At 69.5% G+C, this 23,985-nt stretch carries 21 protein-coding genes and 1 pseudogene; 9 read left to right on the top strand and 13 right to left on the bottom strand.

The window, feature by feature from the left end; all coding sequences use genetic code 11:
• Positions 1 to 10 precede the first annotated feature (10 nt).
• From ABGA98_RS32525 to ABGA98_RS32515, 3 genes are all read left to right on the top strand, one after another.
• Entirely contained in the window at positions 11 to 226 is a 216-nt protein-coding gene (locus ABGA98_RS32525; RefSeq protein ID WP_125642298.1) for a helix-turn-helix domain-containing protein, read from the top strand.
• 147 nt (positions 227 to 373) lie between these two features.
• Entirely contained in the window at positions 374 to 1,195 is an 822-nt protein-coding gene (locus ABGA98_RS32520) for an enoyl-CoA hydratase/isomerase family protein (protein WP_347622229.1), read from the top strand.
• 119 nt (positions 1,196 to 1,314) lie between these two features.
• Positions 1,315 to 3,204 carry an ABC transporter ATP-binding protein gene (locus tag ABGA98_RS32515; protein ID WP_347622228.1) on the top strand — a complete coding sequence of 630 codons (1,890 nt, stop codon included), beginning with the start codon at positions 1,315 to 1,317 and terminating at the stop codon, positions 3,202 to 3,204.
• Here the strand turns inward: ABGA98_RS32515 and ABGA98_RS32510 are convergent.
• Complete coding sequence (locus tag ABGA98_RS32510; RefSeq protein ID WP_347622227.1) at positions 3,173 to 4,060, bottom strand: sulfotransferase; 888 nt, start codon at positions 4,058 to 4,060, stop codon at positions 3,173 to 3,175. The two genes, ABGA98_RS32515 and ABGA98_RS32510, sit on opposite strands and share 32 nt — an antisense overlap.
• An 88-nt stretch (positions 4,061 to 4,148) precedes the next feature.
• Here ABGA98_RS32510 and ABGA98_RS32505 point away from each other — a divergent pair, with 88 nt between their 5' ends.
• Together ABGA98_RS32505 and ABGA98_RS32500 are read left to right on the top strand one after the other, a co-directional pair.
• Entirely contained in the window at positions 4,149 to 5,057 is a 909-nt protein-coding gene (locus ABGA98_RS32505; RefSeq protein WP_347622226.1) for an LD-carboxypeptidase, read from the top strand.
• A 31-nt stretch (positions 5,058 to 5,088) separates the two neighbouring features.
• Positions 5,089 to 5,970: a hypothetical protein gene (locus tag ABGA98_RS32500; protein ID WP_347622225.1), complete on the top strand. Its 882-nt coding sequence runs from the start codon at positions 5,089 to 5,091 to the stop codon at positions 5,968 to 5,970.
• Between the two features lie 45 nt (positions 5,971 to 6,015).
• Here the strand turns inward: ABGA98_RS32500 and ABGA98_RS32495 are convergent, their stop codons facing one another.
• The 3 genes from ABGA98_RS32495 to ABGA98_RS32485 all read right to left on the bottom strand — a co-directional run bounded on the left by ABGA98_RS32495 (position 6,016) and on the right by ABGA98_RS32485 (position 10,217).
• On the bottom strand, positions 6,016 to 6,678 hold the full coding sequence (locus ABGA98_RS32495; RefSeq protein ID WP_347622224.1) for a hypothetical protein: 663 nt from the start codon (positions 6,676 to 6,678) through the stop codon (positions 6,016 to 6,018).
• Positions 6,679 to 6,686: 8 nt separating this feature from the next.
• Positions 6,687 to 8,999 carry an excinuclease ABC subunit UvrA gene (locus ABGA98_RS32490; protein WP_347622223.1) on the bottom strand — a complete coding sequence of 771 codons (2,313 nt, stop codon included), beginning with the start codon at positions 8,997 to 8,999 and terminating at the stop codon, positions 6,687 to 6,689.
• 108 nt (positions 9,000 to 9,107) lie between these two features.
• On the bottom strand, positions 9,108 to 10,217 hold the full coding sequence (locus ABGA98_RS32485) for a PP2C family protein-serine/threonine phosphatase (RefSeq protein WP_347622222.1): 1,110 nt from the start codon (positions 10,215 to 10,217) through the stop codon (positions 9,108 to 9,110).
• 285 nt (positions 10,218 to 10,502) lie between these two features.
• Here ABGA98_RS32485 and ABGA98_RS32480 point away from each other — a divergent pair, with 285 nt between their 5' ends.
• Together ABGA98_RS32480 and ABGA98_RS32475 are read left to right on the top strand one after the other, a co-directional pair.
• Positions 10,503 to 11,348 (top strand): NAD-dependent protein deacetylase, encoded by an 846-nt coding sequence (locus ABGA98_RS32480; RefSeq protein WP_347622221.1) that lies wholly within the window; start codon positions 10,503 to 10,505, stop codon positions 11,346 to 11,348.
• Positions 11,349 to 11,416: 68 nt separating this feature from the next.
• A complete protein-coding gene (locus ABGA98_RS32475; RefSeq protein WP_347622220.1) occupies positions 11,417 to 11,794 on the top strand; it encodes a YchJ family metal-binding protein in 378 nt (125 codons plus the stop codon).
• A gap of 264 nt (positions 11,795 to 12,058) precedes the next feature.
• Here the strand turns inward: ABGA98_RS32475 and ABGA98_RS32470 are convergent, their stop codons facing one another.
• The 4 genes and pseudogenes from ABGA98_RS32470 to ABGA98_RS32455 all read right to left on the bottom strand — a co-directional run bounded on the left by ABGA98_RS32470 (position 12,059) and on the right by ABGA98_RS32455 (position 16,021).
• Positions 12,059 to 12,877 carry a hypothetical protein gene (locus ABGA98_RS32470; RefSeq protein WP_347622219.1) on the bottom strand — a complete coding sequence of 273 codons (819 nt, stop codon included), beginning with the start codon at positions 12,875 to 12,877 and terminating at the stop codon, positions 12,059 to 12,061.
• A 157-nt stretch (positions 12,878 to 13,034) separates the two neighbouring features.
• A complete protein-coding gene (locus tag ABGA98_RS32465) occupies positions 13,035 to 14,192 on the bottom strand; it encodes a hypothetical protein (protein ID WP_347622218.1) in 1,158 nt (385 codons plus the stop codon).
• Between the two features lie 893 nt (positions 14,193 to 15,085).
• Positions 15,086 to 15,454: a hypothetical protein gene (locus tag ABGA98_RS32460; RefSeq protein WP_347622217.1), complete on the bottom strand. Its 369-nt coding sequence runs from the start codon at positions 15,452 to 15,454 to the stop codon at positions 15,086 to 15,088.
• Positions 15,455 to 15,473: 19 nt separating this feature from the next.
• Positions 15,474 to 16,021: pseudogene (locus tag ABGA98_RS32455) on the bottom strand (transposase).
• A 299-nt stretch (positions 16,022 to 16,320) separates the two neighbouring features.
• On the opposite strand from ABGA98_RS32455, the gene ABGA98_RS32450 reads away from it, so the two are divergent.
• Positions 16,321 to 16,782 carry an NUDIX domain-containing protein gene (locus ABGA98_RS32450; RefSeq protein ID WP_347622216.1) on the top strand — a complete coding sequence of 154 codons (462 nt, stop codon included), beginning with the start codon at positions 16,321 to 16,323 and terminating at the stop codon, positions 16,780 to 16,782.
• Positions 16,783 to 16,786: 4 nt separating this feature from the next.
• Here the strand turns inward: ABGA98_RS32450 and ABGA98_RS32445 are convergent, their stop codons facing one another.
• The 5 genes from ABGA98_RS32445 to ABGA98_RS32425 form a co-directional block, all read right to left on the bottom strand.
• Positions 16,787 to 17,617, bottom strand: a complete 831-nt coding sequence (locus ABGA98_RS32445; protein ID WP_347622215.1) for an SAM-dependent methyltransferase — start codon at positions 17,615 to 17,617, stop codon at positions 16,787 to 16,789.
• Between the two features lie 122 nt (positions 17,618 to 17,739).
• Positions 17,740 to 18,735 carry a LacI family DNA-binding transcriptional regulator gene (locus tag ABGA98_RS32440; RefSeq protein WP_347622214.1) on the bottom strand — a complete coding sequence of 332 codons (996 nt, stop codon included), beginning with the start codon at positions 18,733 to 18,735 and terminating at the stop codon, positions 17,740 to 17,742.
• Entirely contained in the window at positions 18,732 to 19,616 is an 885-nt protein-coding gene (locus ABGA98_RS32435; RefSeq protein ID WP_347622213.1) for a carbohydrate ABC transporter permease, read from the bottom strand. Before ABGA98_RS32435 ends, ABGA98_RS32440 begins: the two co-directional genes overlap by 4 nt.
• Positions 19,616 to 20,500, bottom strand: coding sequence for a sugar ABC transporter permease (locus ABGA98_RS32430; protein WP_347622212.1), 885 nt, complete (start codon positions 20,498 to 20,500; stop codon positions 19,616 to 19,618). Before ABGA98_RS32430 ends, ABGA98_RS32435 begins: the two co-directional genes overlap by 1 nt.
• Positions 20,497 to 21,810, bottom strand: coding sequence for an extracellular solute-binding protein (locus tag ABGA98_RS32425; RefSeq protein WP_347622211.1), 1,314 nt, complete (start codon positions 21,808 to 21,810; stop codon positions 20,497 to 20,499). The genes ABGA98_RS32430 and ABGA98_RS32425 overlap by 4 nt, the downstream gene beginning before the upstream one ends.
• Before the next feature lie 178 nt (positions 21,811 to 21,988).
• On the opposite strand from ABGA98_RS32425, the gene ABGA98_RS32420 reads away from it, so the two are divergent.
• The gene (locus ABGA98_RS32420) at positions 21,989 to 23,980 is read left to right on the top strand and encodes a beta-galactosidase (RefSeq protein WP_347622210.1); all 1,992 of its coding nucleotides are present in this window, start codon (positions 21,989 to 21,991) and stop codon (positions 23,978 to 23,980) included.
• The last annotated feature ends 5 nt before the right edge of the window (positions 23,981 to 23,985 follow it).

Genomic DNA, 23,985 nt, shown 5'->3' with positions numbered 1-23,985 from the left:
GGAGGTACTCGTGGCCGAGACACTGAAGAAGGGCACCCGGGTCACCGGGGCCGACCGGGAAAAACTGGCCGGTGATCTCAAGAAGCGCTACGCGCAGGGCGAGAGCATCCGCGCCCTGGCCGCTTCTACCGGCCGGTCCTACGGGTTCATCCACCGCATCCTTAGCGAGTCCGGCGTGACTCTGCGCGGGCGCGGCGGGGCGACCCGGGGCAAGTCCAAGCGCTGACGGCCGCCTCGGAACGTGCGACCGCAGCCGCTCGTCCCTTGACAGCCGACGTCGCGCCCGGGCCAGAACGACATTCTGTAGGCTCGGGCGCGACGATCAGCACTCCGCGGCGCACCCTGTGCGCGGCCGGGACACGAGGAGCGGGCGATGGCGGAAGCGCGGGCGCAACAGCGCGGGGGGTATGCGGAGGACGCCTCAGCCGGGAATCCGGCGGACGGCGGGCTCCGATTCGAGGTGGACGGTGAGATAGCGACGATCACGCTGGACCGGCCGGAGAAGCGCAACGCCATGACGTTCGCGACATGGTCGGCGCTGGCTCGGATCGGCGAGAACCTGCCCGAGCAGGTGCGCGTCGTCGTCGTGAAAGGTGAGGGACCGTCCTTCTCGGCAGGAATCGACCTGCGAATGTTCACACCAGAGGGGGTGCCCGGACAGGGCTCGTTCAGCTCGGCGGCCGCTGCTGACGCCGCCACCTTCGAGCAGCGCCTGCAGCAGGCTCAGGCGGGATACCTGTGGCTGCGCCGCCCGGAGATCGTTTCCATCGCCGCCGTGCGGGGGCACGCGATCGGCGCTGGATTTCAACTGGCGCTCGCCTGCGATCTGCGGATCGTCGCCGACGACGTCGCGTTCTGCATGAAGGAGGCCGCGCTGGGCCTCGTGCCCGACCTGACCGGCACCAAGCCCTTGGTCGAGCTGGTGGGCCTGGCCAAGGCGAAAGACCTGTGCCTGACGGCCAGGGTGGTGCACGCGGACGAGGCCGTGCGGATCGGCCTCGCGGAGAACGTGGTCGCGGGGAACGACCTCGACCAGGCCGTACACGACAAGATCGCGGAGCTGCTCGCCGTCAACCGGGACGCGGCCGCCGCGACCAAGCGACTCCTCCAGGGGGCGCAGGGCCGTTCCCTGGAGGAGCAGTGCGCAGCCGAGGGGGCCGAGCAGGCCGCCCGGCTCAAAGCCCTCTTCGGCTGAGGCGGGAGCGCCGGGGCAGGGGTGCCGGGCGGATACTGGAAGGCCCCGGGATTACGCGGTGAGCTGACTCGGGAATCCTCGTACGCCATGGTGGCGCTGTCCCGGGAGGAGGACCCCGAATGGCGATGATGGGCGGGGGCTTCGGCCCCGGTGTGATGGCGTCCCTGCGGCGCGACGAATCGGTGACCAGGCAGCGGCTGCGGCCCGGCATCGTAGGGCGTATCGCGCGTTACGCCAGGCCTTACACCAGGCAGATCGTGGCGTTTCTCGTGCTCGTCGTGCTGGGCGCGGTGATCGTGGTCGCCAACCCGCTGCTGATGAAGGCGATCATCGACGACGGCATCCTGCCCAAGCGGACCGGCGTCGTGGTCGGGCTGGCCGTGGCGATCGCCGCGCTGGCGGTGGTCGACGCCGGTCTGACACTGGTGCAGCGGTGGTTCTCGGCGCGCATCGGCGAGGGCCTGATCTTCGACCTGCGCACCGAGGTGTTCGGCCACGTGCAGCGCATGCCGGTGGCGTTCTTCATGCGGGCCCAGACCGGCGCGCTGGTGAGCAGGCTCAACACCGACGTGATCGGCGCCCAGCGGGCGCTGACGAGCACGCTGTCGTCCGTGGTCTCCAACGTGGTCAGCCTGGTCCTGGTGCTGGGCGCGATGCTGGCCCTGTCGTGGCAGGTCACCCTGGTCGCGCTGGTGCTGCTGCCGATCTTCATCGTCCCCGCCAAGTTCGTGGGCCGCCGCATGTCCGCGCTGACCCGGGAGCAGATGCAGCTCGACGCCGAGATGAGCTCGGTCACCACCGAGCGGTTCAACGTCGCGGGCGCGACGGTCGCCAAGCTCTACGGCCGGCCTGAGGACGACGCCGAGATGTTCGGCAGCCGGGCCGCCAGGGTCCGCGACGTGGGCGTGACCATCGGCATGTACGGCACCGTGTTCAGGGTCGCCCTCGGGCTCGTGGCCGCGCTGGCCACCGCCCTGGTGTACGGCATCGGCGGCGTGCTGTCCGTCTCCGACGTCTTCGAGCTGGGCACGCTGGTGGCCCTGGCAGCCCTGCTGATGCGCCTGTACGGCCCGCTGACGTCGCTGTCCAACGTGCACGTGGACGTGATGACGGCCCTCGTGAGCTTCGACCGGGTCTTCGAGATCCTCGACCTCGAGCCCATGGTGGCGCAGCGCCCCGGCGCCGTTCCGGTGCCCGAGGGGCCGGTGACGATCGAGTTCGACGACGTGCGCTTCCGCTATCCCGCCGCCGAGGAGGTCTCGCTGGCCTCGCTGGAGTCGGTGGCCCGGCAGGACACCGGCCCGTCCCATCCGGTGCTGAAGGGCGTCTCGTTCCGGGCCGAGCCGGGGCAGCTGATCGCCCTCGTCGGCCACTCTGGAGCCGGCAAGACGACGATGACCTCGCTGGTCTCCCGCCTCTACGACGTCAACGAGGGCGCGGTCAGGATCAACGGGCTCGACGTGCGCGACGCCACGCTCGACTCCCTGCGCGACACCGTGGGGGTGGTCATGCAGGACGCTCATCTCTTCCATGACACGATCGCGGCCAACCTCCGCTATGCCAGGCCAGGGGCGAGCGACGAGGAGATCTGGGACGCTCTCAGAGCCGCGCAGATAGGTGACCTCGTGGAGGGCCTGCCCGACGGGCTGGAGACGGTCGTGGGCGATCGCGGCTACCGGCTGTCCGGCGGCGAGAAGCAGCGCCTCGCGCTGGCCAGGCTGCTGCTCAAGGCGCCGCGGGTGGTGGTGCTCGACGAGGCCACCGCCCACCTCGACTCCGAGTCGGAGGCGGCGGTGCAGGTGGCGCTGAAGACCGCGCTGGCGGGTCGCACGTCGCTGGTCATCGCGCACCGGCTGTCGACGATCAGGGAGGCCGACGAGATCCTCGTCGTCCACGACGGCCGCATCGCCGAGCGCGGCCGGCACGACGAGCTGCTGGCGCGCGACGGGCTCTACGCCGAGCTCTACCGCACCCAGTTCACCTCTTCTTCAGGTAGCCCAGCCGCTTGAGCTCCTCGCGGGCGACCTTCTCCACCAGCTTGACGTCGTCGCGCCCGAGCCGGGACGTGTAGGCGCCCGGCTTGGGGACACCGGGGTCGTACAGGACGACCTTGGACACCCGCGTCCCCAGGAACTCCGTGAGCGTGGCCACCGTCTGCTGCGGCCTGAGCACGAGGTCCTCGTAGCGCAGCGTCAGCAGCTGCTCCTCGGGCAGTGTCCTGCGCAGCTCGGCGCTGACCCGCACGGCGCTGCGCCAGCGCAGAGCGCTCTTGCCCGCGTCCGGCATGTCACGCCACCGGTCGAGGTGCTCGTCCTTGCTGACGCCGAAGAACGCGTTGGGGAACTCGGTCTGGCCCGTCAGCATCGCCGGCTTGAACCAGGCCAGGCACGCAGGATCGGCCAGCATGCCGGCCACGGCGTCCCTGCCGTCGCGGATGAGCTGCACGAACCGGGCGTCGGGGAACGCCTGGAGCAGCACGGGAACGCTGTAGAGCAGGTCGGGGCTGCCGTCGCCGAACCGGGTGACGTCGCCGGCGCTCACGCAGGGGCCGGTGCCGATGACGCCACCGGCCTCCCTGCACGGCTCGGCGCACTGGCCGCACGACCGGGGCAGCACCTGCCACGACTCGGAGAGGGCGTCACGCATGACGCGAACGGCGCCGGACGTGGCGGCGAGCGACGGTTTGCGGGCGAAGGCGTACACCACGTGCGCCACGCTCGCGCGGCCCATCGTCACGTGGAAGCCAGGGGATCGTTTCAGGGCGCGGGCGAGCAGATCCGTACCGGAATGCGGGGCTCCGAGCAGGAAGACCGGCCGGCGGACCTTGATGCCGTTGACCACGAGGATGTGGGGCGGAAGTCGCATACGACAGGTAAGTGTGGCACCGTTTGGCACGTGGAAAAGCCAGTGCCGCATCGGTGCTCACCGGAGCAGGCATGTAAGGAGTTGGTCGATGCAGCCAGGTGACACCGTCGCGATCGTCTCGCCGTCAGGCCCTCCCGACGCCGTGATGCTCAGGCGCGGCGCCGGGCGTCTGGAGAGCCTCGGGCTGAAGGTGGTGGTCGGCGCGCACGCGCTCGACCGCCAGGAGCTCGGCTACCTCGCGGGCGGCGACGCGGAGAGGGCGGCCGACCTGCAGGCGGCCTGGTGCGACCCGGCCGTCTCCGCGGTGTTCTGCTGCAGGGGCGGCTACGGCGCCGCGCGGCTGCTCGACCGGCTCGACTGGAACGCCATGCGGGCGGCGGGCCGCAAGGTCCTCGTCGGGTCCAGCGACATCACGGCGCTGCACAACGCGTTCGCCGTCGAGCTGGGCGTGCCGACCCTGCACGGGCCGATGCCCGCCTCCCGGATCATGGCCGACGAGAAGCAGCCGGAGCCGCGGAGCTGGGAGAGCCTGCAGGCGGCGCTGTTCGGCGCGGACGGCCCCGCACACGACTACCGGGTGCACGGTGACCGGGTGCTGGTGCCGGGACGGGCCGAGGGCGTGCTGTCCGGCGGTAACCTGTCGCTGCTGGCCTCCATGTGCGGCACCCGGTGGCAGCCGTCGTTCCAGGGCAAGATCGCCTTTCTGGAAGACGTGACCGAGGAGCCCTACCGGATCGACCGCATGCTGACGCAGCTGCTGCAGGCGGGGGTGTTCGAGGGCGTGCGGGGCATCGCGCTCGGCTCGTGGGTCGACTGCGGCGATCCCTATCCGGTGCTGCGCGACCGCCTGGCGCCGCTGGGGGTGCCCGTGGTGGCGGGGTTGCCGGTGGGTCACGGGTCGCCACAGATGAGCGTGTGGCTGGGCGCGCTTGGTGTTATCGATACCGAATCGTGCTCCCTGGCTGGTCGGATCGGCGATGCGGAGCAGGCAAGGTAGGAGGACGAAACCGACAGAAGGGACACGGCGCGTGAATTTGTTCGGGCGCGACCGCGAACCCTCACGCCGGCCGGTCGAGGACGTCGACCTCGATTCCCTGCTCGCGCTCGTCGCGGAGTCCCTCGGATACACCTTCGCGTTCGCCCGCGACGGAGGCTCCGTGAGGTTGACGAGCGCCACGGAAGCAGGCGAGCCGCTGGTCGTCCGGCTCACCGGGCTGCGGCGCGAGGCCGCGCGCAGAGCCAGGGAAGACTGGCCGATGCTGGTCTCCGAGCACCTCGCGCACGCCGTCGCCACCGCCGGCGACCGGCTCGACGTCTGCGACCTGGAGCAGGCCAGGCCGCTGATGCGCACCCGGGTGGAGTCCGTCGACGAGGTGAGCGACCTGACCCGCGTGGTGGGCCGCCACCTCAACGCCGACCTCGTGGAGCTGCTCACCATCGGCACGCGGGCCGTGCGCCCCGAGGAGGCGGGCTGCTGGCCCGTCCCGCCGGCGCGGGCCCTCGACCTGGCCGTGGCCAACGTGCGGCGCGAGGAGCGGCTGCTGGCCGAGCGGATCGAGCTGTCGGGCACGCCGGTGACCCGCCTGACCGCGGCCACCCCCGCCGCGGCCACGCATCTGCGGTGGCTCGGCTCCTACCTGCCCGTGCCCGCCGACGGGGCGCTCGTGGTGCTGCCCGACCCGTACACCCTGCTCGTCCATCCGGTCGACGGGATCGGGGTGGTGCGGGCCATCGAGCGGCTGCGGGTGCACGCGGCCCGCACCGACGGGCTCAGCACGCAGGTCTACTGGTGGCACCGTGGAGTGCTGACGCTCATCAAGGCCGACATCGTGCTGCAGCGCGGCCACGCCCGCCTCGTCGTGGCGCCGCCGCCGGAGTTCGCCGAGGTCCTGGCCCGCCTGGCCGTCTGACACCCCCTCCTGGCCGTCGTTGCGATCGGAGCGGCCGCCCGCCGTTCAGAGCCCGAACGCCGCCGTCACCCGATCGGTCAGGTCGTCCTCGGTCATCGTGCCGTCGACCTCGATGACGGGCAGCCCGAGCCCGCGCGCCTCCCCGGCGAGGCGTTCGGTGAACATCCGGTCGCGTTCGAGCAGGTTGCGCAGCGCCCTGTCAGGATCGCCCGTCCTCCCGGCGATCCGCCAGAGCGAACCCCGGCTGCGGAAGGCGTCCCGGCGGAACCCGGGCGACGGAACCAGCCAGACGGCCCGGTCCGCCGCGGCCAGCAGGGGCTCCACCAGGTGCGGCAGCAGCCGGAAGCCCTCGGCGACCACGGGAGGACCGGCGGGAAGCCGCAGGAGGTCCTCGACGATCAGGTCGAAACCCTCACCCCGGAACCAGTGGAACGTCTCCAGCATGGTCTCGGGGGACCGGTTCACCCACCGCTCGTCCATGTCCATGGCCATGAACGCGTGCAGGTGCGGGCACTCGCCGGGCGTGCTCCTGGCGGCGTGATCCGGCATCACGTCGTCGGTGGCGTACAGGCGCAGGCCGTGCCGGTCCGCGAGGCGGCGGGCGACGGCCGACTTGCCCGCGCCGCTCCCGCCGCCGATCCAGTAGACGTGCCGGAGCCGGGCACGCAGGTCCGCCGCGCGGGCTTCGCCCGGCCGGCCAGGCCGCATACTCCCCCCTACGGGCGCTGTGGACGGCTCACGTAGTCGCGCAGGTGCAGCGCGGTGAGCGAGGATCCGGTGGCGACCAGCTCGTCAGGGGTGCCGGAGAACACGACCTGGCCGCCGTCGTGGCCCGCTCCCGGGCCCAGGTCGACGATCCAGTCGGCGTGGGCCATGACGGCCTGGTGGTGCTCGATCACGATGACCGTGTTGCCGTCGTCCACCAGGCGGTCGAGCAGGGCGAGGAGCTGGTCGACGTCCGCCAGGTGCAGCCCCGTGGTGGGCTCGTCCAGCACGTACGTGGTGCCGTTCTTCGCCATGTTGATGGCCAGCTTGAGCCGCTGCCGCTCGCCGCCCGACAGAGTGGTCAGCGGCTGCCCGAGCCCGATGTAGCCGAGGCCGACCGAGGCCAGCCGGTCGAGGATCGTGCGGGCCTGGCCGGTGGTGAAGAAGTCGCGGGCCTCGGCCACCGGCATGGCGAGCACCTCGCTGATGTTCTTGCCCCGCAGCGTGTACGTCAGCACCTCCGGCGTGAACCGCTTGCCCTCGCACTCCTCGCACACCGACGCCACCTCGGCCATCATCGCGAGGTCGGTGTAGATGAGCCCGATGCCCTTGCACTTCGGGCAGGCGCCCGCGGAGTTGGCGCTGAACAGGCCCGGCTTGACGCCGTTGGCCTTGGCGAAGGCCGCGCGGATCGGGTCGAGCACCCCGGTGTAGGTGGCCGGGTTGCTCCTGCGCGAGCCGCGGATCGGCGACTGGTCGGCCACCACGACGCCGTCTCGGCCCGCGACGTAGCCGTGGATCAGCGAGCTCTTGCCCGATCCGGCCACGCCGGTGACCACGGTCAGCACGCCCAGCGGGATGTCGACGCTCACGTCGCGCAGGTTGTGCAAAGCGGCGTTCCTGATCGGCAGCTGCCCGGACGGGCGGCGGTGCTCCTCGCGCAGGCGTACCCGGTGGTCGAGGTAGCGGCCGGTCAGCGTGCCGGAGGCGCGCAGCCCGTCGAGGTCGCCGTCGTAGTAGAGCTGCCCGCCGGCCGCGCCGGCGCCGGGGCCGAGGTCGACGACGTGGTCGGCGATGGCGATGGTCTCCGGCTTGTGCTCGACGACGAGCACCGTGTTGCCCTTGTCGCGCAGTTGCAGCAGCAGGTTGTTCATCCGCTGGATGTCGTGCGGGTGCAGGCCGGCCGTCGGCTCGTCGAAGACGTAGGTGACGTCGGTCAGGCTGGAGTTGAGGTGGCGCACCATCTTGACCCGCTGCGCCTCGCCGCCGGACAGCGTGGACGACTCGCGGTCGAGGCTGAGATAGCCGAGCCCGATCTCCACCAGCGAGTCGAGGGTGGAGAGCAGGCCGTCCAGCACCGGGCCGACGGCCTGGCTGCCGATGCCGCGGACGAAGGCGGCCAGGTCGTTGACCTGCATGGCCGAGCACTCGGCGATGTTCCTGCCGTCGATCCGGCAGGCGAGCGCGGCCTCGTTGAGCCGGGAGCCCGCGCAGGACGGGCAGCGGATCAGCTTGACCGCCCGGTCGGCGAACGCCCGCGCCGACGGCTGCATCGACTCGCGGTCCTTGGCGAGGTAGGCGCGCCTGACCCGGGGGACGAGACCTTCGTAGGTGAAGTTGTTGGAGCCGTACTTGAGCTTGGCGGGCGGCTTGTTAAGGAGGTCGTCCCACTGCTCGGGGGTGAAGTCCTTGAGCTTGACGGCGGGGTCGAACAGGCCGGATCCGGCCACGACCTGCCACGGCCAGCTGTCGACGGCGTAGCCGGGGATCTTGATGGCGCCGTCGTTGAGCGACAGCTCCCTGTCGACCAGCTCGTCCACGTCGATGTCGGAGGCCTTGCCCAGCCCTTCGCACTCGGGGCACATGCCTTCGGCCGTGTTGAAGCTGAAGGCGCCGGCCGAGCCGGCGTGCGGCTCGCCGAGCCGGCTGAAGAGGATGCGCAGCATGGTGTGCGCGTCGGTGGCCGTGCCCACGGTCGAGCGGGCGTTGGCGCCCATGCGCTCCTGGTCGACGATGATCGCCGCGCTCAGGTTGTGCAGCGCGTCGACGTCGGGGCGGGCCAGGCTCGGCATGAAGGCCTGGATGAACGCGGTGTACGTCTCGTCGATCATCCGCCGGGACTCGGCGGCGATCGTGTCGAAGACGAGCGAGGACTTGCCGGAGCCCGACACTCCGGTGAAGACGGTGAGACGCCGCTTGGGGATGTCGAGGGAGACGCCCTTGAGGTTGTTCTCCCTGGCGCCACGGACCTGGATGTGGTCGTGGCTGTCAGCGGCGGTGTGATCGTGAGGCTGGACGGCGCTTGCCTGCTGGCTGGAGAGCACGGAACCCTTCCGTCATCGGCCGACTGTTTATGCTGTAAGGCGATAGCGGGGACAGCTTACAACGGCGGCCGGCCGTTCGCGCCCGCCGTCGGAGGCGGGCGCTTCCGGTCAGCCGGCGGACGCCGTTCTCCGCGCCCTTCTGCGCAGGGTGAGCAGGGCGACGTCGTCGCGCGGCGCGCCGCCGGTGAACTCCCGCAGGTCCGCGCCCACCGCCTGGGCGAGCCTGGCGGGCGGGTCGGCGGCCCACGCGCGCAGGCGCCGCCCGAGCGGGTAGAACGTGCCGCCGGGGTCGCGCGCCTCGGTGACGCCGTCCGTGCACAGCAGCAGGGTCGCGCCCGGAGGGAACGCGAAGCGCGCCACCGTGCGCGGCTCGGCCGTCAGCGCGGCCAGGCCGAGGGGCACGGCCGGCTCGCCGAGAGGCACCTGGCCGGCGTCGCCGTCGCGGATGACGTACGGGGCCAGGTGCCCGCAGTTGATCGCCTCGGCCTCCGCGTCGCGGCCGATGTCGAGCACCAGCGCCGTGACGAACCGCTCGCGTTCCCCCGTCTGGGCGGCGAACGTGTTCTGCCTGACCACCGACTTCTCCAGCGCGTCCACCACGCCGGCGAGCGTGGCCTCGCGGTAGGCGGCCTCCCTGAACGAGCCGAGCACGACCAGCGCCGTCCCGATCGCCGGCAGGCCCTTGCCCTGCACGTCGGCGATCAGCACCCGCATGCCGTGACGGGTCGCGGCCACTTCGTACATGTCGCCGCCGACCAGCGTGTCCTCCGTCGCCGGCTGGTAGAGGCCATCGACCTCCACGTCGGCGGTGCGCAGCGGCAGCGGGCGCACGATCAGGCGCTGCAGGGCGGAGGCCGACGAACGCAGCCGGTCGACCTCCTCCTCGCGCCGCACCCGGTAGCGGCACCCGGCCACGCTCAGCACCCCGAACACCGCCGTGAACCCGGCCGCCATCAGCTTGTCGTCCAGCTCCGCGCCCAGGAAGTAGGTGCTGCCCGTCACCACGAGCACCACCCACGCCGAGGCGGCGGCCGTTTGCCGCACTGAGCCGAGCCCCGAAGCGATCGCGGGCAGGAAGATCAGCAGCGGGAACAGCCGGACCGCCGTGCCGGTGACGACGTCGAGCACGATGACCACGGCCGTGACGAGCAGCACGCCCGCCACGAACGCCGGCATGGGGAGCCTGGGCCGGCCGGGCCGCCGCCGTTCACGCGCCACGACCGTCCCTCGTCCGGTGCCTGCGGCGTGGTCCGGGACGGGGAGGGAACACGGAACGGCCAGGCACTGTCGTCTCCCGATGTCGTCGATGGCGATCGGTAGCATACCGTGCATCTAACGTTACTATCTGAAATCGTCGCCGGTCGGGGCGCGAGCGCGGGCGGGCCGAACCCATCAGGCGGAACAGCGTGCCCGCTGGAAACCAGGGCAGGCGGGTCCGCCGAGCGGTGCGGCCGGCCGCACCGGAAGGTGAGGCACGGTGCGGGGTCGGGCACCATGGATGGTGTGACGACGACGACCGCGAAGCTCGCGGAGCTGGCCGGGCTGGTCGCCCGGGGCGGGGTGGCGGTGCTCAGCGGCGCCGGCCTGTCCACGGAGTCGGGCATCCCCGACTACCGGGGGCCGACGGGCCGCTCGCGCCGCGCCGAGCCGATGACGTACCAGAAGTTCGTCGGCAGCGCGCAGGCGCGGCGGCGCTACTGGGCGCGCAGCCACGTCGGCTGGCGGCAGATCGGCGACGCGCGGCCCAACGCCGGGCACCGGGCCGTGGCCGACCTGGAGCGGCGCGGCCTGCTGGCCGGCATCGTCACCCAGAACGTCGACGGCCTGCACCAGGCGGCGGGCGCGCGGCGGGTGATCGAGCTGCACGGCGGGCTCGACCGGGTCGTCTGCCTGTCGTGCCGGGAGCGCACCCCCCGCGCCGAGCTCGAACGCCGGCTGCGCGAGGCCAACGCCGGGTGGGCAGCCTCCGGCACGATCAACCCCGACGGCGACGCCGTGCTCACCGACGCGCAGGTGGCCGGGTTCCAGGTGGTCGACTGCACGGGGTGCGGCGGGCTGCTCAAGCCCGACGTCGTGTTCTTCGGCGAGAACGTGCCCCGGCCCCGCGTCGACGAATGCTTCGCCATGGTGGCGGGGGCGCGGGCGCTGCTCGTGCTCGGCTCCTCGCTCAAGGTCAGGTCGGGGCTGCGGTTCGTCACCAGGGCCGCCGAGCTCGGCATCCCGATCGCCATCGTCAACCAGGGCCCGACCGGCGGCGACGCCGACGCCACCCTCACCGTGGACGCCCCGCTGGGCCCGACGCTGTCCGGCCTCACCGCACAACTCGGGAAGGTCACTCGGGCGGGGTAGCGGCGCGACGGGGGCGCGGAGGCGGCGGTGCGGCTCGGCGAGGGCACTCGGGCGGCACAATGGAGCGCATGGCTTCTCGTTCCTGCCCCTGCGGCCTGCCCACCCCCTACCAGGACTGCTGCGGCAGGTTCCACCGGGGCGAGGCGGTCGCCGCCACCGCCGAGCAGCTCATGCGGTCGAGGTTCAGCGCGTTCGCGACGGGCGACGAGGCATACCTGCTGCGCACCTGGCATCCCTCCACCCGCCCGGCCCACCTCGGGCTCGACAGGAAGATGCGCTGGGTGCGGCTGGAAGTGCTGGAGAGCACCGGCGGCAGCGTCGTGCACACCGAGGGCACCGTACGGTTCCGCGCCCACTACGTCGAGCGCGGGCGGGCGGGGGAGCAGGAGGAGCACAGCAGGTTCGTCCGCCTGGACGGCCGCTGGGTCTACGCGGGCGCTTTGTGAACCGTCACGAACGCTTCGTGAACCGTCACGAACGATTGAACAGAGTCCTGAAGTGATCAGAGAAATGCGAGCTGCACGCAGGCCGATGTGGCTGCTGATTCATTCCACCGGCAAGATTCGGCCCGGACTCGCCTCCTCGCACAGTCCTGGAATATGGGAAGCCTCGATGAGGGTGACTTTCGCTGTTCGATGATGCTTGCGGCGGTTGCCACGGTCAAGGCGTCGACTATGCTCTCATGTTCGCACAAGCGCCGCATGCCTTGGTCACCAGGTCCATGTCCTTGCGATTCGAATCGTTCGGACCTCAGGTCGGTTCAGGATCTCTAACAACTTGGGCTTGGGGTAGCCGTACGTGAGTAGTCCGTAGATGCGGCCCTCGCGCGCCGACTGTTGCAAGTGATCGAGGTCCAAGCCGAGTTGCCGGAGGCCGATTCTGTCCAGCCATGCGATTCGGGATGTCCATCGGCGATACAGTTCCAGGCTGGACGTCGTCTCGCATTTCAGCTTATAAACTGCGCATGCCCGCCAATAGACAGGCCTTGTCATCCCCTCTTCGATGCCGGAAAGGAAGAGGAAGGTCGAATCTCCTTGCATGTGAACTAAATCCGCGAAGCTGTTTCTCAGCTGCTTTTCACTCAACGGGCTTGCCAGCTCGATTATCGCGTTTGCGAAGGTGTCGTCCGATAGGTCGAATAATTCACTCCGCGCTTGATTCTTTGCTGCCGCGTCCATTCCCTGCCCGCCGCCAAAGGATTCCAGCAGTGGAGTCATTCGTGTGGGTGGAAGCTCTGGCCAGCTAACGCGCCTTGTGACATCCACTGAGACTGAGCCATTGAGGCTCGCCGATGTTTCGCCGGGTTTCGTCCTCCCGTATGGGGAGCTTCCGATCTCAAACCCCGTTGATATTGGATTGAAACTAGCTCGAGAGCCCTGTCCGATGAAGTATTCTGGGTATGCGGATTGAATGGCTCCGGCGTAAATTTCCTCGAAATGCTCCGGCCGATCGGCGAGAAGATGGACTACTTCGAGAAGGAGGAGAGCCAGTACTGCTGTAAAGGTAATTACTGCTTTCTTTGACATCATGGCTTTTCCTTCAATTGAGAAATTGCGAGATGGCCGTGGATATGAATCTTGCCCCGGCCATCTCGCCGGCTGCCGAACATCGCGCGCGCTCCGCGAGCGCCATTCTATGCTTGTTTTGACCGATAGCGTGTAGCTCGGTTAGAGTGCTATCTCATGTTTATCCTCTATGGCCATCGTCGTAATTAAAGGGCCACGTGGTAGGAGCCCACCAATGCTTGGGCAGGATCCGGAGTGGCTTCGCCTGCTCCTCGCAGTCCTTTGGCTTGGATGGATTCGGCTTACATGAGATGGGAATGATCAGCGTTCCTGTCACGGTGTGTTTGATCCGGTCAAACCCTTCGCAGAAGAGGTTTCCGCAGGTCGTGGAGAACTTGGTCGGCTCGACGAGCAGCCTCTTCACGCCGACGCTGGCATCGAAGGAAAGAGTTCCAGTGTCACTGCCCCCGGATACACCCACGCCCGGAGGCCAGCTGATGGAAGGTGATGCAAGCACGGAGCTGAAGGTCAGGCTGGTTTCGAGCTTCAGTCGAAGATTGTTGAGAACGTACTTGTCGATCTTGCTCTTGCCGAACGATCCGGTCTTCTTGACCGATACGTATCCGCTCCATTCTTTGACGTTGAAAACGGCATCTCGCATCATGGCCGGATACACCCATCGCAGGACGCCTCCGGCCTCAAAGGCGAGTCCCTTCGTGAGATAGTTCCACCCGAAGAGATCGGACCTGCATCCCGAATTCGCGCAAACCCTGAGAGCACCCCATCCTTCCAGTCCTCGAGGTCCTGCGCTTCCGCCGCCATCGCCGCCAGAGGCTTCGCACACCTGATGCTCGCTTCCATCTGGGTTGACGAAGCCGGAGCACGGGTCGTGGCCGTCCGTGGAGTCCTGGTACCTGGGCAATGGCGCCTCGATGATGGTCAGCCCTCCGCATCGGTCGAAGACGAAGATGGACAGGGTCTGCTCGGAGCCTTCGACAAGCCCGGATGTGCTGGCCTTGTCCTTCGCCTGAGCGGCTTCGCTCCCGGACTCGCTCTGCTCGATCCAGGTGCGTTTCACATCCGCCATGACCCGGACGCTGCCATCGGGCCTGCTTTGGACAACGGCATCAACGATCTCGACCGCCGACTCGGTGCGAGTTGTCTCCGCACGCTCCATTGCCTCCCGCTGGCTGACCAGCGTCGCATTAAGGATGGACAGCTTGGCCGTGTTGCGCCCTTGGGGCGTCACCCCGGGCGCGTCCCAAATGGTCTCGGCCCCGCCTTCCAGCACATTGTCCTGACTTCGGCCCGCTGTAGGACTGGCTGGAAAGATGCCCATCCGGATAGGCCCAGGTGCGCGAGGTTTCTGTGAAGACTTCTTCGACCGCTACGGGCTTGTTCTGTTTTCTGGCTTCACGAATAGCTGCGCGTAACGCCGCATCGGGATCCTCTGGACGCGGGAACGTGGTCACCGAAGGGCCGGAAGGGCCGGCGGTGGGCTCCGGATCGGCTTGGGCGGCACCCGACGCGCCCGCTACCAGCAGCGATGCTGCCATCGTGAGCGCCGTTGCGCATGCTAGACGCCGGCTCGGCGGCCGACTGCCTCTCGCCTTGCTGCCTGATTTTCTCACGGTCACCTTCCCGTCGATGTGCGTCTGAAATGGCTAACAATCTTTACTTTTGTCAAGATCGCCTAGCAATATGAGAAGAAACACATCAACGCGAGGCGGTTAACCTGTAACGCCTGTCTTGGTGGCAGCGATATCCTGATTCAGGTGTGCAGAGAAGTGGTAATGAACATTTTCGGAAGTGGCGACCGTCGCGCTCTGTGCTGATTTGTTACGCAAAGCTGTGCGGCTCAATCTCACCTCGCGATAGAACCTTCCGAGCCGAACAGGTTGCAGATCGTCAACATGAAGGGGTAGGCCCTATTGGGTGCGGTCTGCCGCCCGCAGCATGGAACCGGGGTGGATGCCAAAATGCCTCTCCTCGCGAGACACGAGAAGGGGTTGGGGGCAAAGGGCCTGGCTGATATCCGCAGTCAGGTACGGCAGCTGTAGATCGAGATCTTGAGGGATGGGTCACGTGATCGCTGCTGCCGTCACCTCGTTCCACCTGCGGTGGTAGGCAGCTGCCCGATGTTGGTGACGGCGGCGCCACAGTGACCAGTGCAGGGCGTGGTCGGCGTCGATGTCATGCCGGGGCGAGGCAGAGCGAGCCGGCGCAGCAGTTTCACCAGCTCGGGGCAGCTGATCGAGACGAGATCCAGCGGCTGGCTGTACGGCTGGCTCCTAATGAGAGGCTGGTCGTGATGGCCAGTAAGGCGTAAGCGATCATGCTGATCAGGCTCCACCGATGCCAGGACGTCCACCTGGTGACCTGGCCCTGGTCCAGCCCGGTCACGCCCTTGGCCACCTGGAGATCCTCCTCGATCCGCCACCTGCGACACACCACCGACACCAGGATGCCCAGCGGGACCGACGTCGCTGACCAGCACCGATAGAACGACAGGGTGCGGGTATAGCGGTGCCGGCGAATCAGCAGGGTGCTGTGGCCGTCGGGGCTCCCGTCGGGAGTGTCGTCGGCGAGCACCTTAATCATCGCCCAGTCGTAGTGGCGGTCACCCTTGGTCCCATGGCCGGTCCGCAACCGCTGCCACGACCGGGCAGGAACGCGCGGCTACCCAGGCCTGGCCCGCGCCGTGTCCGCGCAGACCGGCGAGCATATCGGCGGCCAGCTGCGGCTTGGTGGCGAACATCGTCTCGGCCGGCACCCCGACCAACTCGCGGCGCTCCTCATCGGCGACCCACGCCGACGGCAGGAACAGCCGCCGGTCGATCAGCGCGTGCCCGGCCGCGGTGGCGTACGACAGATGCACCACCACCTGGCACAATCCCACTCCGCCGAGAGCTCCCGAGTACTGGCGGGCCGCACCCACGGCATCGGAGGAGGACTTCTCACCCCCGTCTCATCGATGACCAGGACCACGTCCTGCTCCCCGAGAGCTTCGACGGCCCACGACACGGTGCGTTCACGAACTGCTTGGTCATCCCAGCACGCCCGGGACAGGAAGTGCTGCAGAACGTGAGGGCCGCGGTGTCCGACGGCCTCGCCGAGCGTCCAGCAGTTGGCCGACCCCTGCGGGCAACGCGGCGGCACGACATCCATCAGCGATCAAGACCCCTGACCACCGGTGAGGGCACGGTCTGACCCTAGGACTCGAGGTCCGGAGGCCGGGAGTGCTCACTCACCAGTCGGCTATCAGGCACCGAGTCTGCCCCAAGAGCATCCTCAGTAGCTCCCATTAGAGGCCGGGGCGGCTGCCGCTGGGTGTCCTTTTCTGCGGGATAAGCGGCCTTTGAGCGTGGGGGTGGGCTGCGCTCGCGCCGGTAAAGTCGTATCGATCTCGTTCCGGGCTCGGGCGCCCGGGCACGCCTCACGCACGTCAACGCGAAGGATCCTCCCGCATGGAGACCACTGAGCTCGGTGACATGACCGGACTCACCGTCAGAGTCACCGCCGGTGTCGTGCTGCGCGATGCCGATGGTCGCATCCTGCTCCTGCGGCGCGCGGAGGACGCCACGTGGGGCATCCCGGGCGGCGGCCTGGAGCCGGGTGAGTCGTGGAGCGAGGCCGCGCTCCGCGAGTGCAGGGAGGAGACCGGGTGGGAGGCCCGAATCGACGGCCTGCTCGGCATCTACAGCGAGCCGGCGACGCAGGTCCACCGCTATCCCGGCGGTTCGCTGCGGCACTTCGTCGGAGCCGTCTTCCTGGGCACGGCCCTGGCCCGGACGGGAAGCGGCGACGGGGAAGCCGCCGAGCTGCGCTGGTGCGCGCCCGGCGCCCTGCCCGAGCCCCTGTTCGCCCCTGACGTGCCGGTGCTCCGGGACGCGCTGGCCGGCGGCCTGCGCCTTCCCGTGATCGGGTGAGCCGTCAGGGTTTGCGGGCCACCGCTCCGATGAAGGTGTGGTACGTGATGCCGGGCTCCGCCTGGTCGCCGGGGTCTGGCCGCCATTCCGGCACGGGCACGAGGCCGGGCTCCAGGAGGTCGAGCCCGTCGAAGAAGGCGAGGATCTCCTCCCGGGTGCGCCACCGGCCGGTGCCCAGGTGCTCGTTGAAGAGCTTCTCCGCGGTGTACGCCTGCCTCGACACCTCGGGGTGCGCCTGGCCGGGGTTGCAGAAGTGGGAGACGGCCAGGTGGCTGCCGGGCGCCAGGCGGGAGACGAACCTCGAGACGATCCCGGCCGGGTCCGCCGCGTCCGGCAGATGGTGGAGGACCGCGAACATCAGCAGCCCCACCGGCTCGCCGAAGTCGATGAGCTTGCCGACCTCGGGGTGGCCGAGGATCTTCTCGGGGTCGCGGAGGTCGGCCTCGACGACCGTGGTGGCGTCGTCCACGGCGAGCAGCGCGCGGCCGTGCACGAGGACGATCGGGTCGTGGTCGACGTACACCACGCGCGTGCCGGGGGCGCGGGCCTGGGCGATCTCGTGCACGTTGCCCGGGGCCGGCAGGCCGGAGCCGAGGTCAAGGAACTGGCGGATGCCGGCTTCGGCGGCCAGACAGCGGACCACGCGCTTGAGGAACTCCCTGTTGGCCCGCGCCGCCTCGGGCGCGTCGGGGGCGACATCGAGGGCCAGCCGCGCGAACTCGCGATCGGACGCGTAGTTGTCCTTGCCGCCGAGCATGAAGTCGTAGACGCGGGAGACGCTGGGTCTCGTGGTGTCCACCTCTCGCGGCGGGCGCTCCGGCTCGCTATCGGCCAATACGTCGGCTCCTTCGGAAAGGTCGCGAAGACGACTGGCGCGATCATACTGCTGAATTTGGCGGTATTTACGGATTTTCGTGGATCCGGGTAAAGGTTTGTCAGCAATGCTGTCAGGAGGGGTCAGGCGGACTCGCGGATGACGAGTTCGGTGGGCAGGATCACCGGCTCGAGCTGCCCGGCCCCGTCGATGAGCGCCAGCAGCAGGCGGATGGTCTCCTGCGCCATTTCGGTCAGCGGCTGGCGGATCGTGGTCAGCGGCGGATGCGTGGAGACGGCCACCGAGGAGTCGTCGAACCCGCCCACCGCCACGTCGTCCGGCACGCCGCGCCCGGCCGCCCGCAACGCCGCCAGCGCGCCCGCCGCCATCAGGTCGGAGGCGACGAACACGGCGTCGATGTCGGGGGCGCGCTCCAGCAGCTCGGCCATCGCCCGCTCGCCGCTGGCCTGGGTCCAGTCGCCGTGGGCGATCAGCTTCGAGGTGGCCTTGCGGCCCAGCACCTCCGCGAACCCCTCCAGGCGCTGGATGCCGCCCGGCGTGTCCATCGGCCCGGTGATCATGGCGATGCGCCTGCGGCCCTGGGTGACGAAGTATTCGGTCATCTGCCGGGCGCCGAGCCGCTCGTCGGCGGCGGCGTACGGGATGACGTTCTCGTGGCCGATGACGGCGCCGCAGGAGACGGCGGGCGGCCCGGAGCCGAGCGCCTCGACGAGGGGGTCGCCCGCGTGCGTCGAGACCAGCAGCACGCCGTCGGCGTGGCCGCCGCGCACGAAGCGCACCACCCGCTCGCGCTCGGCCGCGTCGCCGGCCAGCATCATGACCAGCGACAGGTCGCGCTCGGCCAGCATCTTGATCGCGACCCGGATGAGCGTGCTGTAGTTGGGGTCCTCGAACAACTTCTCGTACGGCTCCGAGAGCACCATCACGACGGATCCGGTGCGCTGGGTGACCAGGCTGCGGGCGGCCCGGTTGACGACGTAACCCGTCTCGGAGATCGCCCTCTCGATGGCCACGCGTGCCGCCGGGCTCACGTATCTGTCGCCGTTGAGCAGGCGGGACACCGTGCCGCGGGACACGCCCGCGGCGGCGGCGACATCGTGGATCGTAGGGCGTTTCACTTGACGGCTCCGGAGGACAGGTCGGTCTTCCAGTATCGCTGCATCGTGAGGAAGAGCGCGATCAAGGGCACGATCGACAGCAGCGCGCCCGTGAGGATCAGGTTGTAGAGAGCCGGCTGGTTCGCCCCTGCCTGCAGCAGCGTGAAGAGGCCGACCGTGAGCGGGAACTTCTGGTCGTCGCCGAGCATGATGAACGGCAGCAGGAAGTTGTTCCAGATGGCCACGAACTGGAACAGGAAGATCGTCACCATGCCCGGCACCATGAGCGGCAGCGCCACCCGCGTCATCAGGTGTCCCTCGCCGGCCCCGTCGATTCGCCCGGCCTCCAGCAGCGAGTCGGGGATCGCCGCGGCCGCGTAGACGCGGGCCAGATAGATGCCGTACGGGTGCAGGATCTGCGGCAGCAGCACGGCCCAGTGGCTGTCGGCCAGGCCGATCTCGGAGAACAGCAGGTACTGCGGGATGGCCAGCACCACGGCGGGCACGAGGATGCCGCCGATGAGCAGGTTGAAGATCGCGTTGCGGCCGGGGAAGCGGTATTTCGCCAGCGCGTACCCCGAGACGGCCGAGACGGCGGTCGACAGCAGCGCGCCGCCGCCCGCGTAGATCAGGGTGTTGGCCGCCCAGAGCCAGAACACCCCGTCGCGGTAGGCGAACAGCTCCGCGACGTTGCCGAAGAAGCCGGTGCCGAAGGAGAGCGTCGAGGTGCTGAACAGCTCGCCGGGCGACTTGGTGGCCGCGATCAGCACCCAGAACACGGGGAACAGGCAGTAGATCGCGCCGAGGAGGAGCAGCGCCGTGGGCGCCACCCCCCACGGCCCGCGCGCGGACGCGCCGCGCGCGCGGCGGCGGTGTGCGGTGGCGGCGGTGACCCCGGCCATCAGCCCTCCCTGAAGGCGCGGTCGCGGACCACGCGCAGGAACCCGAACGACAGGACGAGAGAGATCGCCGCGATGACGATCGAGGTGGCGGCGGCCGAGTACAGGTCGCCGGTGACGAACGCGTCGCGGTAGACCTTCATGAGCGGGCTCCACGTGGAGCTGATCGTGTTCGTCAGCGGCCGGAGCGCGGTGGGCTCGGTGAACACCTGGATGGTCGCGATGATCGAGAACACCGTGGTGAGGACGATCGCGGGAGCCAGCATCGGGATCTTGACCCGGAGCGCGATCTGCACCTCGGAGGCGCCGTCGAGCCGCGCGGCCTCGTACAGGTCGCGGGGGATCGCCCGGAGCGCGGTGTAGAGCACCAGCATGTTGAAGCCGGTCCCGCCCCACACCGCCACGTTCGCCATGGAGTACGTGACCGTCGTCGCGCCGAGGTAGTCGACGTCCAGGACGGTCCTGAGCGGGCTGAGGGAGGGGAGGTAGAGGAAGCCCCACAGCAGGGTGGCCGCCACCCCCGGCACCGCGTACGGCAGGAAGATCGCGATGCGGGAGAAGCGGGCCAGCCGCACCCGCGCCGAGTCCAGCAGCAGGGCGAACAGCAGCGCCAGGCCGAGCATCACGACCAGCACCAGCGCGCCGTAGCCGAGCACCCGCAGCCAGCCCTGCCACAACTCGGCGTCGGCCAGGGCTGCGGCGAAGTTGTCGAACCCGACGAAGACCTCGCGCCGCGCGCCCTTGCCGAGCCCAAGCCCCGACACCTTGGTCCGGCGCATCGCCAGGTGGACGGTGTAGGCGATGGGCACCGCGAGGAAGAGCGTGAACAACACGATCGCGGGGGTCAGGAACAGGTACGGCCACGCCCCCCTTCCCGGCCGCCTCATGACGCGATCTGGAAGCCGGACCTGCGCATGTCGGCGACCGTGGCGTCCTGCATGGCCCGCACTGCCGCGGAGAACGGCGTGCCGTCCTGCAGCGCCTTGTCGAAGCCGTCCTTGAAGGCGTTGTACGTCACGCCGACGTTCGGCCCGAAGGTGAAGCCGCGCGCCCCCGCGGACACGGCGGCGGCCTGCTGCCAGAAGTCGGGCTGGTTGGAGAAGTAGCCGGGCGCCTCACCGAGGGCCGACTGCGCCTTGGTCGCCGCCGGGTAGATCGCGGCCTCCTTGACGAGCAGGTCGATGGCCTTCTGGTCGGTGTTGAGCCACGTGGCGAACTTCGCGGCGGCGGCCTGGTGCGGCGTCGTGGCCGACACGGCGGTGGACGAGCCACCCCAGAAGCCGCTGAAGCTCTCGCCGGCGTTCCACTGGGGGAGCGGCGCGACGGCCCACTTGCCCTTGGCCTTGGGCGCGTTGCTCGACAACACGCCCGGCGCCCACACGGCCGACGGCCAGGTCAGCAGCTTGCCGTCGTTGAGAGCCTTGTTCCATTCGGGGGTGAAGTACGGCATGTCGTCGATGGCGCCCTCCTTGACCAGACCGCCCCAGTAGTCGGCGACCTTCCTGGTGGGCTCGTCGGCGACGTCGACCTTCCACGACTCGCCGCTGATCGACCACCATTGCGCGCCGGCCTGCTGGGCGAGCCCTGTGAACGCTCCCGGGTCCTTGCTGGAGAACGTGCCGAGGTACGCCTTGGGGTCCTTCCTGCGCACCGTGCGGGCCGCCTCGGCGTACTCCTGCCAGGTCTCCGGGACCTCGATGCCGTACTCGTCGAAGAGGTCCTTGCGGTAGAAGAGCATCATCGGGCCGCTGTCCTGCGGGATGCCGTAGACCGCGTCGGTGCCGAGGGTGACGAGGTTCCACAGGCCGTCGGAGAACTCGCCCTCGATGGGGGCGGTCGCGGCCTTGAGGTCGGCCACGGCGTCGGCGGCGATGAACGACGGCAGGTGCTGGTATTCGGCCTGCACCAGGTCGGGCGGGTTGCCGGCCTTGGCGGCCGTGAGGTATTTCGCGGCCGCGTCGTCGCCGCCGGCCTGCTTGCTGACCGTCACCTGGATGTCGGGGTTGGCGTCGTTCCAGACCTTGACGATCTTGTCCATGTTGGGGGCCCAGGTCCAGTACGTGAGCTTGACGGGACCCTGGGGAGCGGCCGTGGCCGGCGCCGCCTCGGGGCTCTCGGCGGGCTCGCCGGACCCGCAGCTCGCGAGGGCAGCCGTGAGGGCGACGGCCAGGGCTGCTCCAAGGCGGTTGGCGCGCATGCGTACCTCCAGAATGTCTGTGAACGTGCACAGAGTGGAGGAGCGCGGAAATCGCCGTCAAGGGGTTGTTACGCTCTCGTTAATCTTCCGCGTTTGCAGGAATTTGCAGGGGGCCGGTTTCCCTCTTCCGGGATCTGCCTTACTGTGCACGTTCACAGAGACTTTTCGAGGGGGATGGATGTATCCGGAGCGTCCTGCCGGTATCGCCTTTGGCGGGGACTACAACCCAGAGCAGTGGCCGCGCGAGACTCTCGACGAGGACGTGGCCCTCATGCGCGAGGCCGGGGTCAACCTCGTCAGCCTGGGCATGTTCTCGTGGGCGCTGATGGAGCCCGGGGAGGGGCGCTACACGTTCGGCTGGCTGGACGAGGTCATCGACCGGCTGCACGGGGCCGGCGTCGCGGTCGACCTGGCCACGCCGACCGCCGCGCCGCCCGCCTGGTTCGTCGCCCGCCATCCCGACGTGCTGCCGGTGACCAGGGAGGGGACGCGGATCGGGTTCGGCGGCAGGCAGAGCGCCTGCTCCAGCGCCCCGGCCTTCCGCGCGGCGACCGCGCGCCTGGTGCGCGCGCTGGGGGAGCACTACCGCGGCCATCCCGCCGTGGTGATGTGGCACGTGCACAACGAGTACGGGGCGCCGCTCGGCGAGTGTTACTGCGAGCACAGCGTGGCGGCCTGGCGCGGCTGGCTCCGCGAGACGTACCGCGATATATCAGCACTGAACGATGCCTGGGGCGCCACGTTCTGGGGGCAGACCTACACCGACTGGTCCGAGATCGACGCCCCGCGCGCCAACCACACGGTGCTCAACCCGGCCCAGCGGCTCGACTACGCCCGCTTCAGCGACGGCCAGCACCGTGAGCACTACGCGCTCCAGCGCGACATCCTGCGCGAGCTCACCCCGGGCGTCCCGGTGACCACGAACTTCGCCGGCACCGTCAACTGCAAGTCCACCGACCTGTGGCGGTGGGCCCGCGAGGTCGACGTGATCGCCAACGACCACTACCTGAAGGCCGAGCTGCCCGACAACCACATCGACCTGGCGATGTCCGCCGACCTGGCCCGCTCGGTGGCCGGCGGCGAGCCGTGGATGCTCATGGAGCACTCGGCGGGCGCGGTCAACTGGCAGCCGCGCAACCTCGCCAAGCGGCCTGGGGAGCTGCGCCGCAACAGCCTCGCGCACGTCGCCCGGGGCTCGGACAGCGTGCTGTTCTTCCAGTGGAGGGCCTCGCGGTTCGGGGCGGAGAAGTTCCACTCCGGCCTGGTCCCGCACGCCGGGACCGACTCCGCGCAGTGGCGAGACGTGGTGCGGCTGGGCGCCGACCTGCGCGCGCTCGCCGGCGTCAGGGGCGGCCGGGTGCGGGCCGAGGCGGCGATCGTCTGGGACTGGGAGTCGTACTGGGCGCTGGAGCTGGACTGGCGGCCGTCGGTGGACCTGACGTTCCGGGAGCGGGTGGACGCCTTCTACGAGGCGCTGTGGCGGGAGCATGTCACGGTGGACTTCGTCCACCCTTCCGCTGATATTTCGGGATATCGGGTGGTGGTCGCGCCCAGCTCGTACCTCCTCACCGAGGCCTCCGCCAAGAACCTGCACCGGTACGTCGAAGCGGGCGGCAACCTGCTCGTGTCGTACTTCTCCGGCATCGTCGACGAGCACGACACCCTCCACCCGGGCGCCTACCCGGGCGCGCTGCGCGAGCTGCTCGGCCTGTCGATCGAGGAGTTCCACCCGCTGCGCGCGGACGAGACCGTAGACCTGGCCGGCCAGGAAGGCATCACCGCCCGCGTCTGGTCGGAGCGGGTCCGCCCGGCCGGAGCGGTCACCGTACGCGCCTTCGCCGGCGGGCCCGACGCGGGACACCCCGCCTTCACCCGCCACGACCTCGGCGGCGGAACGGCCTGGTACCTCGCCACCGCTCCCGTCACCGGCCTGCGCGAACTGCTCGCGCAGGTGCTCGACCACGCCGACGTGTCCCGGCCGCGCGGCCTCCCCGACACCCTGGAGCTGGTGCGCAGGGGCGGCCACGTCTTCCTGATCAACCACGGCGACGAGCCCGTGACGGTCGAGGGGGTGAGCGGCGTCAGCGTGTTCGACGGCGTGCGGCACGACGGCGCGGTCACCGTCGCGCCCGGCGCGGTCACCGTCGTCGTGGAAACCCCCCACCCCTAGGGAGA

The sequence above is a fragment of the Nonomuraea sp. B1E8 genome (assembly GCF_039871515.1).
GTDB lineage: Bacteria > Actinomycetota > Actinomycetes > Streptosporangiales > Streptosporangiaceae > Nonomuraea.
This window is presented reverse-complemented; position numbering and strand designations above follow the sequence as displayed.

Coding starts and splice junctions, on each gene's coding strand:
- ABGA98_RS32425 (WP_347622211.1), bottom strand. CDS start 21,810: ATGCGCGCCAACCGCCTTGGAGCAGCCCTGGCCGTCGCCCTCACGGCT.
- ABGA98_RS32475 (WP_347622220.1), top strand. CDS start 11,417: ATGGCTTCTCGTTCCTGCCCCTGCGGCCTGCCCACCCCCTACCAGGAC.
- ABGA98_RS32495 (WP_347622224.1), bottom strand. CDS start 6,678: ATGCGGCCTGGCCGGCCGGGCGAAGCCCGCGCGGCGGACCTGCGTGCC.
- ABGA98_RS32450 (WP_347622216.1), top strand. CDS start 16,321: ATGGAGACCACTGAGCTCGGTGACATGACCGGACTCACCGTCAGAGTC.
- ABGA98_RS32515 (WP_347622228.1), top strand. CDS start 1,315: ATGGCGATGATGGGCGGGGGCTTCGGCCCCGGTGTGATGGCGTCCCTG.
- ABGA98_RS32505 (WP_347622226.1), top strand. CDS start 4,149: ATGCAGCCAGGTGACACCGTCGCGATCGTCTCGCCGTCAGGCCCTCCC.
- ABGA98_RS32510 (WP_347622227.1), bottom strand. CDS start 4,060: ATGCGACTTCCGCCCCACATCCTCGTGGTCAACGGCATCAAGGTCCGC.
- ABGA98_RS32520 (WP_347622229.1), top strand. CDS start 374: ATGGCGGAAGCGCGGGCGCAACAGCGCGGGGGGTATGCGGAGGACGCC.
- ABGA98_RS32430 (WP_347622212.1), bottom strand. CDS start 20,500: ATGAGGCGGCCGGGAAGGGGGGCGTGGCCGTACCTGTTCCTGACCCCC.
- ABGA98_RS32465 (WP_347622218.1), bottom strand. CDS start 14,192: ATGGGCATCTTTCCAGCCAGTCCTACAGCGGGCCGAAGTCAGGACAAT.
- ABGA98_RS32435 (WP_347622213.1), bottom strand. CDS start 19,616: ATGGCCGGGGTCACCGCCGCCACCGCACACCGCCGCCGCGCGCGCGGC.
- ABGA98_RS32470 (WP_347622219.1), bottom strand. CDS start 12,877: ATGATGTCAAAGAAAGCAGTAATTACCTTTACAGCAGTACTGGCTCTC.
- ABGA98_RS32420 (WP_347622210.1), top strand. CDS start 21,989: ATGTATCCGGAGCGTCCTGCCGGTATCGCCTTTGGCGGGGACTACAAC.
- ABGA98_RS32460 (WP_347622217.1), bottom strand. CDS start 15,454: ATGATTAAGGTGCTCGCCGACGACACTCCCGACGGGAGCCCCGACGGC.